This is a genomic window from Leptospira perdikensis (assembly GCF_004769575.1).
GTDB classification, from domain to species: domain Bacteria; phylum Spirochaetota; class Leptospiria; order Leptospirales; family Leptospiraceae; genus Leptospira_A; species Leptospira_A perdikensis.
Map to the genome: position 1 here is coordinate 115,144 of NZ_RQGA01000003.1, position 15,627 is coordinate 130,770.

The 15,627-nt window shown below is 38.7% G+C and carries 13 protein-coding genes; 9 read left to right on the top strand and 4 right to left on the bottom strand.

Translation table 11 applies throughout. The features are described 5' to 3' along the window. Window positions 1-2: 2 nt before the first annotated feature. Entirely contained in the window at window positions 3-1,826 is a 1,824-nt protein-coding gene (locus EHQ49_RS01850) for an ABC transporter transmembrane domain-containing protein (RefSeq protein ID WP_135575794.1), read from the top strand. Here the strand turns inward: EHQ49_RS01850 and EHQ49_RS01855 are convergent. From EHQ49_RS01855 to EHQ49_RS01865, 3 genes are read right to left on the bottom strand one after another with little or no spacing between them, the layout of a single operon-like run. Continuing rightward, the gene (locus EHQ49_RS01855; protein WP_135575796.1) at window positions 1,800-2,696 is read right to left on the bottom strand and encodes a ParB/RepB/Spo0J family partition protein; all 897 of its coding nucleotides are present in this window, start codon (window positions 2,694-2,696) and stop codon (window positions 1,800-1,802) included. The genes EHQ49_RS01850 and EHQ49_RS01855 overlap by 27 nt on opposite strands. Before the next feature lie 4 nt (window positions 2,697-2,700). Further along, the gene (locus EHQ49_RS01860; protein ID WP_100788906.1) at window positions 2,701-3,462 is read right to left on the bottom strand and encodes a ParA family protein; all 762 of its coding nucleotides are present in this window, start codon (window positions 3,460-3,462) and stop codon (window positions 2,701-2,703) included. Then, entirely contained in the window at window positions 3,455-4,198 is a 744-nt protein-coding gene (locus EHQ49_RS01865) for an RsmG family class I SAM-dependent methyltransferase (RefSeq protein ID WP_135575798.1), read from the bottom strand. The genes EHQ49_RS01860 and EHQ49_RS01865 overlap by 8 nt, the downstream gene beginning before the upstream one ends. Window positions 4,199-4,256: 58 nt before the next feature. On the opposite strand from EHQ49_RS01865, the gene EHQ49_RS01870 reads away from it, so the two are divergent. Continuing rightward, complete coding sequence (locus EHQ49_RS01870; RefSeq protein ID WP_135575800.1) at window positions 4,257-4,982, top strand: hypothetical protein; 726 nt, start codon at window positions 4,257-4,259, stop codon at window positions 4,980-4,982. A gap of 398 nt (window positions 4,983-5,380) precedes the next feature. On the opposite strand, the gene mnmG is transcribed toward EHQ49_RS01870, so the two are convergent. Continuing rightward, window positions 5,381-7,255: a tRNA uridine-5-carboxymethylaminomethyl(34) synthesis enzyme MnmG gene (gene mnmG, locus EHQ49_RS01875; RefSeq protein WP_135575802.1), complete on the bottom strand. Its 1,875-nt coding sequence runs from the start codon at window positions 7,253-7,255 to the stop codon at window positions 5,381-5,383. Window positions 7,256-7,425: 170 nt separating this feature from the next. Here mnmG and EHQ49_RS01880 point away from each other — a divergent pair, with 170 nt between their 5' ends. The 7 genes from EHQ49_RS01880 (at window position 7,426) to gyrB (ending at window position 15,619) form a co-directional block, all read left to right on the top strand. Further along, window positions 7,426-8,349 carry a branched-chain amino acid transaminase gene (locus EHQ49_RS01880; RefSeq protein ID WP_135575804.1) on the top strand — a complete coding sequence of 308 codons (924 nt, stop codon included), beginning with the start codon at window positions 7,426-7,428 and terminating at the stop codon, window positions 8,347-8,349. Between the two features lie 6 nt (window positions 8,350-8,355). After that, window positions 8,356-9,288: a hypothetical protein gene (locus EHQ49_RS01885; protein ID WP_135575806.1), complete on the top strand. Its 933-nt coding sequence runs from the start codon at window positions 8,356-8,358 to the stop codon at window positions 9,286-9,288. 219 nt (window positions 9,289-9,507) lie between these two features. Beyond that, window positions 9,508-10,833, top strand: a complete 1,326-nt coding sequence (gene dnaA, locus EHQ49_RS01890; RefSeq protein ID WP_135575808.1) for a chromosomal replication initiator protein DnaA — start codon at window positions 9,508-9,510, stop codon at window positions 10,831-10,833. A 246-nt stretch (window positions 10,834-11,079) separates the two neighbouring features. Continuing rightward, window positions 11,080-12,198, top strand: a complete 1,119-nt coding sequence (dnaN, locus tag EHQ49_RS01895; RefSeq protein ID WP_135575810.1) for a DNA polymerase III subunit beta — start codon at window positions 11,080-11,082, stop codon at window positions 12,196-12,198. Next, window positions 12,198-13,301 (top strand): DNA replication/repair protein RecF, encoded by a 1,104-nt coding sequence (gene recF / locus EHQ49_RS01900; protein ID WP_135575813.1) that lies wholly within the window; start codon window positions 12,198-12,200, stop codon window positions 13,299-13,301. Before dnaN ends, recF begins: the two co-directional genes overlap by 1 nt. Beyond that, complete coding sequence (locus tag EHQ49_RS01905) at window positions 13,298-13,621, top strand: DciA family protein (RefSeq protein WP_135575815.1); 324 nt, start codon at window positions 13,298-13,300, stop codon at window positions 13,619-13,621. The genes recF and EHQ49_RS01905 overlap by 4 nt, the downstream gene beginning before the upstream one ends. 78 nt (window positions 13,622-13,699) lie before the next feature. After that, the gene (gyrB, locus tag EHQ49_RS01910) at window positions 13,700-15,619 is read left to right on the top strand and encodes a DNA topoisomerase (ATP-hydrolyzing) subunit B (RefSeq protein ID WP_135575817.1); all 1,920 of its coding nucleotides are present in this window, start codon (window positions 13,700-13,702) and stop codon (window positions 15,617-15,619) included. Window positions 15,620-15,627 lie beyond the last annotated feature (8 nt).

Below are 15,627 nucleotides of genomic sequence, written 5' to 3' on the forward strand. Positions count from 1 at the left end.
CTTTGCAAACTCCAGACCGACCTAAGTCAAAAAATCTTCGTGTCCTCTCTAAAACATTTTCTTATTTAAAACCATACAGACTCCAAATGGCTCTTTCCTCCTTTGCCTTACTTTTTACGGCAGGGGTAACTCTTGGCCTCGGCCAGGGTTTGCGCCATTTGATTGATGCTGGATTTACTGCTAGATCCAAACAAGAATTAGGTTACTCGCTTGCTTTTATTATTTTAGTGGGAATCTTTCTCGCGATCGGAACCTACATTCGTCATTACGCCGTATCTTGGATTGGAGAAAGGGTTGCTTCTGACATCCGAAAAGATGTGTTCAAACATATCATTTTCATCCATCCAAGTTTTTTTGAAACTAATTCGCCTGGTGAAATCCAATCACGAATCACAACCGACACTACACTCATCCAAACGGTGATCGGATCTTCCGCATCCATTGCACTTCGGAATGTTTTGATGTTTGTAGGCGGGATCATTTTTCTTTTTATCACAAATGCAAAACTTACAATGATTGTTCTCCTGAGTGTTCCCTTCATCGTGTTTCCCATTTTGTTCTATGGAAAAAAAGTTAGAAATTTATCTCGCACCACTCAGGACAAAATTGCAGGCATTGGAACCTATGTCAGTGAATCCCTTCTCAATATAAAAATCCTTCAGTCCTTCCACCACCAAGAGGAAGATATTGAAAAATTTTCACACACAGTGGAAGCAGCATTTGATGTAGCAGTGGCTCGCATTAAACAAAGATCGCTCCTTATCGGTGCTGTCATTTTATTCATCCTAACTGGAATCAGTGTGATGCTTTGGATCGGTGGGACAGATGTACTGGAAGGAAAAATTACCGGCGGGGAACTCATCGCATTTTCCTTTTATGCGATTATGGTTGCCAATAGTGTCGGTGCAGTTTCTGAAGTTCTCGGTGATTTACAAAGGGCCGCCGGTGCCACAGAACGATTGATGGAACTTCTACTATCAGAATCAGAAATTAAAGATTCACAATTTCCAAAATCAATCTTCGAGGTTTTACATCCAAACGAAGGAAATGGAAATTTGAATGGAGTCTCTTCTCAACAAAAAGGATTAAAAATCAATTTAGAACATTTAGAGTTTTCTTATCCATCAAGACCGGAACAGAAAGCCATTCGAGAAATTAATTTAGAAATTCCTGCGAACAAAACCACTGCACTTGTTGGTCCATCAGGCGGTGGAAAAAGTACACTCTTTGAACTCATCCTCAGATTCTACGATCCTACTGCCGGAAAGATTCTCATCGAAGGTGTAGACCTGAAAGATTTAGCTTTAAAAGATTTACGTTCCCTCATCGGATTTGTTCCGCAACAGCCCATTCTCTTTAGTGGAACATTACGAGAGAACATTGCTTATGGAAAACCAAATGCAAGTTTTGAAGAAATAGAAAAGGCCGCAACCAGTGCCTATGTCACAGAATTTTTAAACCAACTTCCTGATGGATACGAAACTAATCTAGGACATTTGGGAACAAGACTTTCCGGCGGACAAAAACAAAGGATTGCCATAGCAAGGGCCATACTTCGTAACCCAAGGATTCTTTTGTTGGACGAAGCAACATCCGCTCTTGATTCCGAATCGGAACAAATGATCCAACGTGCTTTGGATTTTTTAGTGAAGGAAAGAACAACGATTATGATTGCTCATCGACTTTCCACAGTTGTGAAATCAGATCAGATTGTTGTGATTAAGGAAGGGGAGATTGAGTCCGTCGGAACCCATGACGAACTCATTCGAAAAAGTGAATTGTATGAACGATTGGCGAAATTACAATTTCACACCGAGTTGCTCTAAAATTCTTTCCATGTCATTTAGGTTGGCGTAAGAAAAAACGATCTTTCCTTTTCCGTTCGTTTCATTGTGAGCGACTTCCACTTTGGAACTGTATTTGTTTCTGAGTTTTGATTCTAGTTTTACAATACTCGCATCTCGTTTATCAGCACCAAAAGAAGAGGACTTTGATTTTTTATCCGGATGTAAAAGGTTAGAAACAAAGTTTTCTACCTCTCTGACATTCCATCCTTCAGCGATCACTTTCTGTCCCACTTCCAATTGTTTTTTTGGATCAGGGATAGAGAGAAGAGGGCGGGCCTGTCCTTCAGAAAGTTTTCCTTCCTTCACTAAATCTTGTAACAATTTAGGAAGAGAAAGTAGGCGAATTAAGTTAGAAATGGTAGCTCGGTTTTTTCCCACTCGGGTCGCAAGGTCAGTTACCTTTAACCCCCGTTTGTCGATAATAGCCTGATAAGCCAAGGCCTCATCCATAGGATTTAGATTTTCTCTTTGGATATTTTCAATGAGGGCAAGTTCCATCATATCCGCTTCGGAAAGGTCACGAACAATCGCAGGAATTTTTGCAAAGCCGGCAAGTTTACAAGCACGTAATCTTCTTTCTCCCGCTACCAAAAGGAAACCTGAACCTGATGGATTTTTTTGTACAACGATAGGTTGGATCACTCCATGTTCCACAATGGTATTAGATAACTCTTGGATGGAGGCATCCGAAAATTGTTTTCTTGGTTGGTGTGGGTTTGGTAAAATTTCTGTGACTTTGATTTCTCTTAGGCCACTTTGTTCGTCTTTAGAAATCTCAACATTGTTTTCATTTACGGGAATTAAATTCCCAAGTCCTCTTCCTAAAACTTTACCTTTACCGAGTGCCATAAGCTTATGCCTTCCCTACAATTTCTTCCGCTAAACTTTTATAACTTTTTGCACCAACACCATCTGGATCATAATAGTTGATCGGTTTTCCAAAAGAAGGTGCTTCTGATAATTTTACATTTCTTGGAATGACAGTTTCATAAACTTTCTCTTTGAAATAGTTACGAACATCTTCTGCAACTTGGTTTGCTAAGTTGGTTCGTTTGTCATACATCGTAAGGAGTACACCCTCGAGGGCAAGTGATGGATTCCATTGTGACTGTACAAGAGAAATGATTCGCATGAGTTGCGAAAGTCCTTCGAGAGCAAAGTACTCCGTTTGCAAAGTGATCATCACAGACTGAGAAGCACAAAGTGCATTGATAGTAAGTACACCGAGAGATGGAGGGCAATCGATTAGAATATAATCATACGATTCCTTCACAGATGCCAAAGCATCTTTCAATTTGAATTCCTTTCTTTCCATCCCAAGAAAATCCACTTCCAATCCCGAGAGGTTGATGTTGGAAGGAATGATATCCAAATTGTTTACAAAAGTTTTTTGAACAGCTTCTCTCGCAGAGAGTTCACCAATCAATACTTCATAAGTGGTTTTATTTAAAGACTGCACTTCCAACCCAAGACCAGAACCTGAGTTCCCTTGTGGATCGATATCAAGGAGCAAAACTTTTTTTCCCAAATCAACAAGATTGGATGCCAAGTTTATCGCTGTTGTCGTTTTACCGACTCCACCTTTTTGATTACTGATAGAAACGATTTTACCCATTCTTGCTCTTAGTCTCCTTTACGATTTCTTTCCAGTCGCGGGGGAATCCCTTTTTAGGAAGGGAATTCTTTTGTAGTATTTTTATATGTCTCTTTCCCACAAACTCTAATTCGGGAATGGGAATTTCTTTTTTCATAAAGAAACCATTGTTGCTTAAGACCTCGGTTTCTTTTTCCAAATCTTGGTAGGGTTGCGCAAGGAAGGGACATAAGATTCCTTTTTGTTTCACCATTCTCGTTGTTACTTCAGCGATGTATGGATAGGGAACCATTGCTCTCGAAGTCACTACATCAAAATTTGAATTAATTTCTTCTGTTCGAGCGTAGATAAACTCCACTCGTTTTTTAACTTTGGAAAGAGTTCCCGTTTCGATTTCTGTTTCGAGAAGTGCTAGTTTCCGTTTTTGAGAATCAACAAGGAAAACATGCGGCGCTTTTTTCAAAAGGGCGAAGAGAAAACCGGGAAGACCGGGCCCAGTTCCTACATCCGCTACATTTGTTTCACGTGAAACATATCCGGTCACTTTCAGTTTCCAAACATAGATAATCGATTCAACAATATGTCTCTCGAGAATCTTCTCTGAATCATTTCGAGAAAAGAATCCACCTTTCTCATTGTCTCGTTTCAGAAACTCGTAAAAGTTTTTTACTAAGTCCCAATCAAACTCTGGCTCCAACTTGGGAAACAAATCTGGGATGATGGTTTGGATTTCTTCTTGGATCGTTTTTTCTGACATAATCTCGTTATCGTTTTAAATGAATTCGCCGATGTCTCCTGTAGGAGAACTCTTTTCCATGATTCGAATCATTAGTTTTTTAATCATCCTTTCCTTTCCTATTTTAGGTTACACACCCGGCAAGTGGTCCCACAAAGATGCTTACCTGTTTAAAAAAGTTAAAAAAGTTCCAAACAAAGAGATCGTTCGTAATGGCGAGGGTCAGGTTGTTTATGTCGCAGAATACGAATACAACAGTGACGGAAAATTAATCAGTGAAACTTATTCTGATAAAGAAGGGAAGGGTGATGGCAAAACAACCTTTCGCTATACAGAAGGTTTACTTTCTAGCGAAGAAGTTTATGACAATGGTGGACACTTAGTCGAAAGAAAGGATTTCCAATTCAAAGGTCGTGCTTTGAAAAAGATGAATGTAAAAGATGGTGAAGGCCGATTACTCATTGTCTATTCCATCGAGAGTGATGGCGAAGGGAACATTTTTGCCGCTGAAGGGAAAAACTTAGAAACCAAAGACAACGAGTCTTTCCGATTTCAAATCGATCCTAAACGTCCCAATGTTCAAATTCAATATCTCACTGATGATAAAAAGAAAGGTCTTGGTGAAATTCATTTTAAGTTTGATGGAAAAGGAAACCTAGTGGAAAGAGAATTCTTCCAAGGTGAGAACCGACGTGTTCACAAACTCAAATACAAAGCTGATGGAAGTTTGGAGTCCCATTCGTTTCACGTGAAACAGGGGGACAACTGGATCTTGGAAAAGACCCACGTGCTTGTCTACGAATAGAAAAGAATGAACTCCGCTTCAGAAGATCATCTTGGCAATCGATAGAAGTAGTTTTCAAATTGGGAACTAGCGGAACTTGAAGGTTGCCAATTAGGAAACGCAGAGTGGTAGTTGTTTAATACAGAAGAATACTCGAAAACGATAGGCCGAAGTTTCAGCTGGATTCAAAGGTAGAGTTTAAGAAGTTAGAACGTTTATTTTGAGAAGACTAAAAGTTGACTTCATTGGTTTTTCAAAAGCAAACATTTCCGATTCAGTCATTGAACCTAAAGATTTCTAAATCAAAAAAACAGATTCATGGATGAGAAACAAAAACCAAGAGGGAATCCTTCTTGGTTTTTTTATTTGAGGAGAGTTTTAAATCAAGAGCCTTGTGATTCTTTTTCACAAATCCATTTCTATCGTCTGTCCACCAGATGATAGAGTAGAAGATCCACATCTGATGGATCCACTCCCGAGATATGAAGAGCCGTTTCTAAATTCATAGGACGGTGTTTTTCTAACTTCACAACTGCCTCTGTTTTTAAACCCTTCACACTGGCGTAATCAAAATCATTCGGGATTTGAAAGTTCAAAAACTTCTTACGGTATTCAATCGTTTCCAATTCTCGTTTGAGATAACCTTCGTATTTAACTTCCATTTCCAAAACAGCTTTCTCATCTTCGTTTAGGTTTTGAAGTTCAGGAACAAACGTTTCGATGTCTTCGATTTTGATATCAGATCGTTTTAAAAACGATGCCACTGTGTGCCCAAATTTATAATTCTCAATTTTCTTTTCTTCCAATACCTTTGTGAGTTCCTCGGTTGGCTTCATGGAAGTCACAAACATTTGGGTTTTGATTTTATCAATTCGAGCATAACGATCACGCATTTCGTGGTAGAGGTTCTCTTCTACAAGACCCATCTCATATCCATATTGCATGAGTCTTTGGTCGGCGTTGTCTTGTCGTAAAAGCAAACGATACTCAGCACGACTTGTGAACATCCGGTAAGGATCTTCGACACCTTTGTAAACCAGATCATCCACAAGAACTCCAATATAAGATTCACTTCGTTTGAAAAGAATTGGTTCTTCTTTTCTGACGGAACGAATCACATTGTAAGCAGCAACAAGTCCTTGTGCTGCGGCTTCTTCATAACCAGTAGTTCCGTTGATTTGACCGGCGTGGTAGAGGCCTTTTACTTTTTTGGTTTCGAGAGTAGGGTTTAGTTCTGTTGGATCTACAAAATCATATTCGATGGCATAACCCGGGCGCATGAGTTCCACTTCTTCCAAACCTTTGATGCTTCGAAGAAACGTCCATTGCACTTCTTCCGGCAAACTTGTGGAAACACCATTGAGATACATCTCGTTGGTTTCATAACCTTCCGGTTCGATAAAGATTTGATGGCGATCTCTTTCGGCAAATCGAACCACCTTATCTTCAATCGAAGGGCAATACCTTGGACCAATACTTTTGATCTGACCCGAATACATCGGTGAGTATTCTAAGTTTTGTTTGATCAGTTCATGTGTGGTGTCGTTGGTATAAGTGATGTAACAAGGAATTTGTTTGCGATCGATCTTACTCGTTGAAAAAGAAAAGGGACGAGGGTTCTCATCTCCATCCTGTACATCAAGTCCTTCAAAGTTGATAGAGTTCTTATGAACACGAGCAGGTGTTCCTGTTTTTAATCTTCCGAGTCGCAATTCAAAACGAGAGAGTGTGTGGGAAAGACCTTTGGTTGTAGGTTCGCCAATCCGACCGGATTCTTTTTGGTAAGTTCCAATATGAATCACACTGGATAAAAAAGTTCCTGTGGTTAAGATCACATGATTCGTATAGAAAGTAAAACCGCGCCCAGTGACGACACCAGTCACTTGGTTTCCTTCCACAATCAAATCCTCAACTGTGTCTTGTCGGATCGAGAGAGTTTTTAATTTTTCCAACTGGTGTTTGATCATGAGTTGGTATTGTTTTTTCTCTGCTTGTGCACGCGGGGCCCAAACCGAAGGACCCTTCGATGTGTTTAACATCTTAAATTGAATTCCCGTTTGATCAATTACCCGACCCATAAGTCCACCAAGTGCATCCACTTCGCGAACCATATGTCCTTTTGCAATTCCACCGATGGCAGGATTACAACTCATCTGTCCGATGGTATCAAGGTTCATAGTGATGAGTAAAGTTTTGAGTCCCGCTTTGGCAGAAATATAAGCAGCTTCTGTTCCGGCGTGACCTGCACCGACAACGATACAATCAAATTGGTTGGGATAAAAGGATGGATTCATATTATGTCTTCTTAGTAATTCAGTTCTTATCGAAAATGAGAGGGAGTGGGTCGACCGAATCTACTCCTTAGAACGATATCAAAATCATCGGCCTAACCTTCGAGAGAAAAAAAGATAAAATTCATTTTCTAATTTTGAAACTTCAGAAGATTGGAGTGATAGGAATCTCAATGGCTCAGAATTCATTCCCTTATACATACTTTGAAGGAAAGATCGTTCCTTCCGAGGACGCGAAAGTTAGTGTCCAAACTCACGCCTTACAATATGGGACAGGTGTCTTCGGTGGAATCCGCGGTTACTACAACGAAGCTAAAAAAAATCTTTATGTCTTCCGATTGCCAGACCATTGCAAACGACTTGTGAACTCCACAAAGATCATGCAGCTTCAAATCCAAATCACACCGGAAGAAATCCAATCCATCATTCTGGATCTCCTTCGTAAAAATGAAGCAAAACAAAATGTATACTTAAGACCTTTCATTTATACTTCTGCCTTACAACTTTCACCCCGGTTCCATGACGTAAAAGCGGACATCACCGTTTATGCTTTGAAGTTGGATGACTACCTCGATACACAAAATGGTCTGACAACGATTGTTTCTTCTTGGCAAAGATTTTCTGATAACCAAATTCCCACTCTTTCCAAAGTGAGTGGTGGGTATGTGAACTCGGCCCTTGCAAAATCAGAAGCAGTTCAAAATGGAATGGATGAAGCCATCTTCTTAGATGCGAGAGGATTTGTATCAGAAGGTTCTGCTGAAAATCTTTTTATCGTTCGTGATGGAGTGATCCATACACCAACCATTCCTTCTTCTATTTTAGAAGGGATCACAAGAAGAAGTATCATTCAAATTGCAAAAGACTTAGGGATCCAAGTTGTGGAAAGAGACATTGCTCGGTCCGAACTTTATATCGCTGATGAATTATTTTTTTCAGGAACAGGTGTGCAAGTGGCTTGGGTGAAGGAAGTGGATCGTCGTGTGATTGGAAATGGAAACATAGGCCCCATCACCAAAAAAATCCAATCGATCTTTTTTGAAGCGGTTCGTGGTGAACAACCAAGTTATATGAATTGGCTGACACCGGTATACTAAAGACCAATGGCTGATGCTTTGTTTTCATTCGACCAAGTGTCAGGCCAAGATGTTGCACTGACTTACTTAAAATCTTTTTTAAATGATAGGTTACGAATTCCCGGTTCCATTATTTTTTATGGACCCGATGGAGTGGGGAAGTGGACTGCCGCTGAAAGATTCTCGAGACAACTTCTTTGTTTAGAAGGAACCTCTTGTGGAGTTTGTGATTCCTGCAGACAATTTATGAAAGGAGTCCATCCCGACTTCATCCAATTTCCTAGAAGGAAAAACATAGCGATTGGAAAAGAAAAAGATCCAGAAGACTTCACCATCCGTTGGTTGTTATCAGCAAGGATTCCATTCAAACCACATACATCAGATTACCGTGTTGTTTTATTTCCCGAAGCAAATCGTATCAACAATGAAGCAGAAACCACTCTTCTAAAAACTTTAGAAGAACCTCCGCCACATACAAAGTTCATTCTCATCGTTAACGATTTAAAAAGCTTAAAACCAACCATTGTCTCTCGTTCGGTTTGTGTTCCCTTCAACTATCTCCCTCAAGACGAAATCAAAAAGATTCGTAGAAATGAAATGACGGAATCCAAACTTTATTATGGTGGATCACTCAATCCTTTTGAAATCTCCGATGAATTTTTAGAAGAGTGGCATGAGAATGTAAGGGAACACTGTCACGATTCCATTTTACTTTTTAAATTGGAAAACTGGGTGAGAGACCAACTGGGAGAATTTCGCTCCAACAAAGAGGGCTTAACTGGAATTGATTTTTTAGAAATGATTTGTTTGTTACTTCTTTATGAATACAGGCAAAAAAACTTTGAAGCCAATGTAGGAAGGATTGAAGCCATCCTAGATTTCAAAATGAAACTACATTATGAAATTCCTGCGCTTGAGTACGTTCTTTTATCACAGTTGTTTTTAAGACTCGCTACCTAGTTTGGAATCCTAAAACCTACTTCTTTCGAATTGATTGAATCAGAACATATCACCTAACATGTGCTACAAGAAATAATTCTGTCAAACCAATAAGGTGACATAATTTTTTTATTCGGTTCGACTATTTTTTGTAGTTTGGAGCGTTTTCGGATTTTTCATTTGAATTCTACCTACTTGCTAAAAGTATAGTACCCGATTTCACATTTAGGGCGGGGAAACTTGGAAAGACGTTGGGAAGAAATTTTAGAAGAAATATCGAAACAGATACCTCCCAAGTACTTTTCTAATTTCATTGCACCACTCAAATTCGATAAATCGGAGAACCAGGTGGTCCACCTGACAGCTCCTTCCACAGGAATCAAACGGCATGTGGAAACCAAATACACAAGTTTCATTGAAGACGCCGTTTATCAAGTAGTAGGTGATCGTTTTCGTGTGTCGATTCTCGCTGAATCAGAAACATCCACACAGATTTTTAAGGAAGTCATCCAATCAAAATTTGATGAATCCGACTCTGACCTAAATCCAGAATTTATTTTTAGTAATTATATCACTTCCGATTCCAATAAAATCGCTTATACAGCCGCAAAAAGTGTGGCGGAACAACCAGGGAAATACAATCCACTTTATATTTTTGGTCCTGTGGGTGTGGGGAAAACTCATCTCTTACATGCCATCGGAAACGAGATCAAAAAAAAAGATCCGTGGAAGACGGTTCGGTATGTAAACAGTACCTCTTTTTTAAATGAATTTATTTTTACTGTTCGTCAGAATAACCGCGAGTCACTCGAATCTTTTAAAATTCGATACCAGTCTTATAATGTTTTACTCTTTGATGACATTCAATTTTTGAATGGTGGGGCTGAAAAAACCCAAGAGGAGTTCTTTGCACTCTTCAATTTTCTTTATGATAGAAAACGCCAGATCGTCATTGCATCTGATAGGCCAAGTTATGAACTTCCGTTACACGAAAGACTAAAATCTCGGTTTGTACACGGTCTCCAAGCAGACATCAAATCACATGACTTGGCACTTCGGATCGAACTTTTGCGAGCTAATTTTTCTGAATTCAATATTCCTGCGAGTGACAAACTCCTCCACTGGCTTGGTGAACGATTGGAAGGGGATTCCCGCGCTCTGATTGGAATTGTAAACGATTTGGTTTTATACAAAAAAGCCTATGAATACTTTTTACTCACAGAAGAGAAAATTCAGGAAATTGCGGAAGCACGTTTTCTTACGAATAAAAAACGAATTGGGTTTAGCCCCGATATGGTCATTGATCTTGTCTGTGAAAGGTCCAATGTTGCTCGTAAGGATTTATTAGGAAAGAGTCGGAAAGCAGATTTTATCCCGCCTAGGCATTTATGTATGCTCCTCCTTCATGACGTCCTTCATGTTCCGAAGGCACAAATTGGCAGAATTTTTTCGACCACACATTCGACCGTCATCCACGGAATCGATAAATTCAAAGAACGTATGAAAACGGATCCACAATGGGAAGACTTGTTTCATACCATCAAACACAAGATAAGTTTCCAATAACCTGTGATTAAATCGACCATTACCTGTCGATAAACTGTCGATAGGACATAGTCTGTCCTTATTGTCCCTTAAGTTTTCCCTAACCTGTTCAAAGTGACATAAATATTGACAGTTGCAAAAAGGAAAAAACCTGACATAATTCAATAAAAATTGATGTTTCCAGGCTTTATCGACATACTGACAGAACCAACGGAAACGACATAATATATATAAAGATATATAATATAAATAAGAAGAAGAGGAAAAATGAAATTCACTGTCAATACTACAGAATTCCTAAAAGCAATCAACTCAGTGGATGGAGTCATCTCAGTTCGAGAAATTAAATCTGCTCTCTCCAATCTCAAAATCCAAACAGGTGAAAATGAAGTTTATCTTTCTGCTACCGATTTAGAGATCGCGATCAAAACTTCTGTTCCATCCACCATTGGAGAAAAGGGAACAGCATCTTTACCTGCGAAACAACTATCGAGTATTTTTAAAAATTTAAACTTTGATACAAGTTTACTCACAACTACTGACCAATCTGAAAACTCAGAGACAACGATCACTGATGCCAGTGGCAAAATGGACACTAAGTTTAAAGTGAATGGAATTGATTCAGAAGATATCAAAACAATTCCAAAAGTAGATGAGGCAAGTGTTGTTGAGTTTCCTTGCCAGACCATTCGTGAGATGTTTCGTAAAACATCTTATGCAATGGCGATTGAAGAAACTAGGTTTGTATTCAATGGTTTATTTTTAAAACCAGATAATACAGATCTAATTGTTGTCGGAACAGATGGACGTCGTCTTTCTAAAATTGTTCGTAAGTTTCCAAAACAATTCCCATTCAAAAATGGTGTGATCATTCCTCACAAAGCTGTTCGCGAGATGTTAAAGATGATGGAAGGAAAAGAAACTGCTAAAATTGGATTTGTAGAAGAACAAATTTATGTTTCTTCTGGAAACGTAGAACTTCTTTTCAAACTCATTGATGGTAACTTTCCTGATTACGAACAAGTCATTCCAAAACAAACTTCAGAATCGGTTCGCGTTGTAAAAGCTGACTTTTTAACTTTTTTAAAACAAGCTTTGATTTCTGCAGAAGAACCTTCGAAACAAATTCGTTTGGCATTTACAAAAGGAAATGTCAATATCAGTTCTTCCAATCCTGGAACTATGATGTTTGATCATAACATGCCAATTGAATACAGTGGAGAGGCAATCACCATTGCGTTTAAAGGAGACTATTTGAGTGATGTGGTAAAAGCTGTGGATGATCCTGAAGTCATTTTAGAATTCACAACTTCAAGTGCCCCGGTTCTTTTTAAAGATCCTTCTGATAGCGACTTTGTTTCTGTCATTATGCCAATGAAACTTTAATGTTTCTAAAGAAAATTTACATAAAGAATTTTCGGAATCACGAAGAAACTCAGTTAACATTCAAATCACGTCTTATCTTTTTTATTGGAAACAATGGAGAAGGTAAGACAAACCTTCTCGAATCCATTTCCCTATTATCCTATTTAAAAAGTTTTCGCGAATCTGACCAAAACCAACTCCTTCGTTGGGATACAAAAGATACCTTCATTCGTGCCGAATTTGAATCCGAAGAAAATGATTATTTATTTGAATATGGAATTGAACATTCTTATTCCAAAAGAAAAAAACTGAAAGTAAACGGGGAAGAGTTTAAAAAAATTTCTGACTATGTAGGATACTTTCGTTCGATTGTGATGAGCCCACCGGACATCCTCATCATTGAAGATGGGAATGTGGAAAGAAGAAGATTTTTAGATGCATTTATTTCTTCCACCAATCGTTATTATTTAAAACAACTCATTGAATATGATCGTTTGTTAAAACAACGAAATGCTACTTTAAAAAAAGACAATTCTACAGACCGTGAAATTGGAATCTGGGACGAACCAATCATTGAACATGATGCAGAAATTCGTGAAATCAGAACCAAAACCATTGAAAGTTTAGCCGGATACTTTCATAAAAATTTACAACAGTTAAGTTCTGGAAAAGATCCCTTCTTTTTAACCTATAAACCAAATATCTCTTCGAAAGAAGAACATAGACAAAAACTAATCGATAATCTTAGAAAAGATAGAGCCATCGGTTATACCAGTTGTGGAAACCATAGAGACACCTTGCCAATTGGATTTGATGATAAAGATTTAAGTGGGTTTGGATCCCAAGGCCAAAAACGAAGTGCGGTCATTGCTCTGAAAACTGCTTGTTTTCAAATGATCCGTGATACCACGGGAGAAGCTCCGGTTTTGCTTATTGATGATATCATTCGAGAACTGGACGTCAAACGAAGAGAATATTTTGTGAATCTCATTTCGGAATGTGGGCAGGCATTTTTTACCACTACAGATTTGGAAGGAATTCATGAATATGTCGGAAACCTAACACTTGATAAAGAAATATACCAAGTGGAAGGCGGAAAAGTGAAGGTGTTTTCAGAGAAATGAAAAAAGTCGAACTCTCAGAACTCTTCCAAAGTTTGGAAAAAATGGGTATGGACAGGGAAACTGTCTTTCGGGATCAAATTCTGAAAACCTTACGTCTTCGTTGGAATGATATTGTTGGTGATTACTTTGGGAAACAGAGTTTTCCGAAATCCATTGAAGGCAAAAAACTCACAGTTGTTTGTCGTCATTCCATGATCTCCCAGGAATTGGAGTTCCAAAAGACAGAACTTTTGGCGAAAGTGAACTCAATTACGAACCCAGTTTTATTGGAAAAAATTCACTTTAAAACGGGAAACGAATTCCAAAATCCTCGGTCTTAAGTCACTTAAATCCCCCCGTTTTCACTTGCCCTTCGAGGGTCTTTCTAGGATACTTCCTATAGGGTATCTTATAAATCTATGTCCAACCAAACCGATCCAAACGCCTATTCAGCCTCGAAAATCAAGATCCTAGAGGGTCTAGAAGCGGTCCGAAAACGTCCCGGAATGTATATTGGAACACAAGATGAGTCCGGCCTCCATAAGATGGTTTATGAGGTTGTGGATAACTCTGTGGATGAGGCAATGGCTGGCCATTGTACTGAAATTGATGTCCGCATTTTACCAGATCATATCATTGAAGTTCGTGATAATGGTCGTGGGATTCCGACAGGAATTCACCCGGATAAAGGTAAGTCCACAATTGAGGTGGTACTAACAATCTTACACGCCGGTGGTAAGTTTGAAAACGATGCATATAAGGTATCGGGCGGTTTGCATGGGGTAGGGGTATCCGTTGTGAACGCTCTTTCTACTTATTTAGAAGTGGAAGTCCACCAAGATGGAAAACTCCATTACCAAAAATACCAAGCTGGTGTTCCTATTGAAGATGTAAAAATCATAGGAGACACAACTCACCGTGGAACAGTTGTTCGCTTTAAAGCAGACGATACTATTTTTACCACTGTTGATTTTTCTTTTGATACCCTTTCTGCAAGATTTAGAGAAATTGCCTTCCTAAACAAAGGCCTTCTGATTCGTATTGAAGACCAAAGAAAAGAAGAAGTTGCGAAACATGAATTTAAATTTGATGGAGGGATTGTTTCCTTTGTTGAATACATTACAGATGCAAAACATCCCTTACATAAAGTTTTACACTTTGTGGGCGAAAAAGAAAATGTTTGGGCGGAGATTGCTCTCCAATACTGTGATACCTACAGCGAAAATATTTTCTGTTTTACTAACGCTATTAACAACAACTTAGGTGGAACTCACTTAGAAGGATTTCGAACTGCTCTTACAAGAACTCTAAATGACCATTTAAAGAAAGACCAAATCCTTTTCAAAAAACAACCCAATGGTTTACAAGGGGATGATATCAAAGAAGGCCTTTGTGCTGTGATATCGATTAAAATTCCACAACCACAGTTTAACTCACAAACAAAAGAAAAGTTAGTCAACGCTGAAGTAAAAGGACTTATGCAAACCATCACAGGAGAAGGACTCAATCGATTCTTCGAAGAAAATCCTGCTGTGATTAAGAAGATCCTAGAAAAATGTATTTTAGCTTCGAAAGCAAGAGAAGCGGCAAGACGCGCACGTGATTTAACAAGACGGAAAACTGTTTTAGAAGGTGGTGGTCTTCCTGGTAAACTCGCAGACTGTTCTGAAAAAGATCCGGAACATTGTGAATTGTATCTTGTCGAGGGGGATTCGGCAGGTGGTTCCGCGAAACAAGGTAGGGATAGAAATACCCAAGCCATCCTTCCCTTAAAAGGTAAAATCTTAAATGTTGAAAAAGCACGTTTAGACAAAATTTTATCAAATGAAGAAATTCGAACTTTAATCACTGTTATGGGAACTGGAATTGGTGATGATGAATTTAATATCGATAAACTCCGTTATAAAAAAATCATTATTATGACAGATGCGGATGTGGACGGTTCCCATATTCGAACCTTATTGTTAACTTTTTTCTTTCGGTATATGAAACCAATCATAGAAACTGGTTCACTGTTTGTTGCACAACCTCCGTTATATCTTTTGAAGTTTGGTCGCGAAGCGGTTTATGTTTATTCCGATCGTGAAAAGGATGAAATCCTAAAAGCAAGACCCAATGACAAAGTAACAATCCAACGGTACAAAGGACTTGGGGAGATGAACCCTGAACAACTTTGGGACACTACAATGGATCCAAAAGAACGAGTTATGTTACAAGTAAAGTTACAAGATTTTGTAGAAGCAGAAGATACATTCAATATCCTTATGGGTGATGAAGTTTCTCCTCGTCGTCGTTTCATTGAAGCGAATTCATACAAAGTTGCAAATTTAGATCTTTAATCGGAATT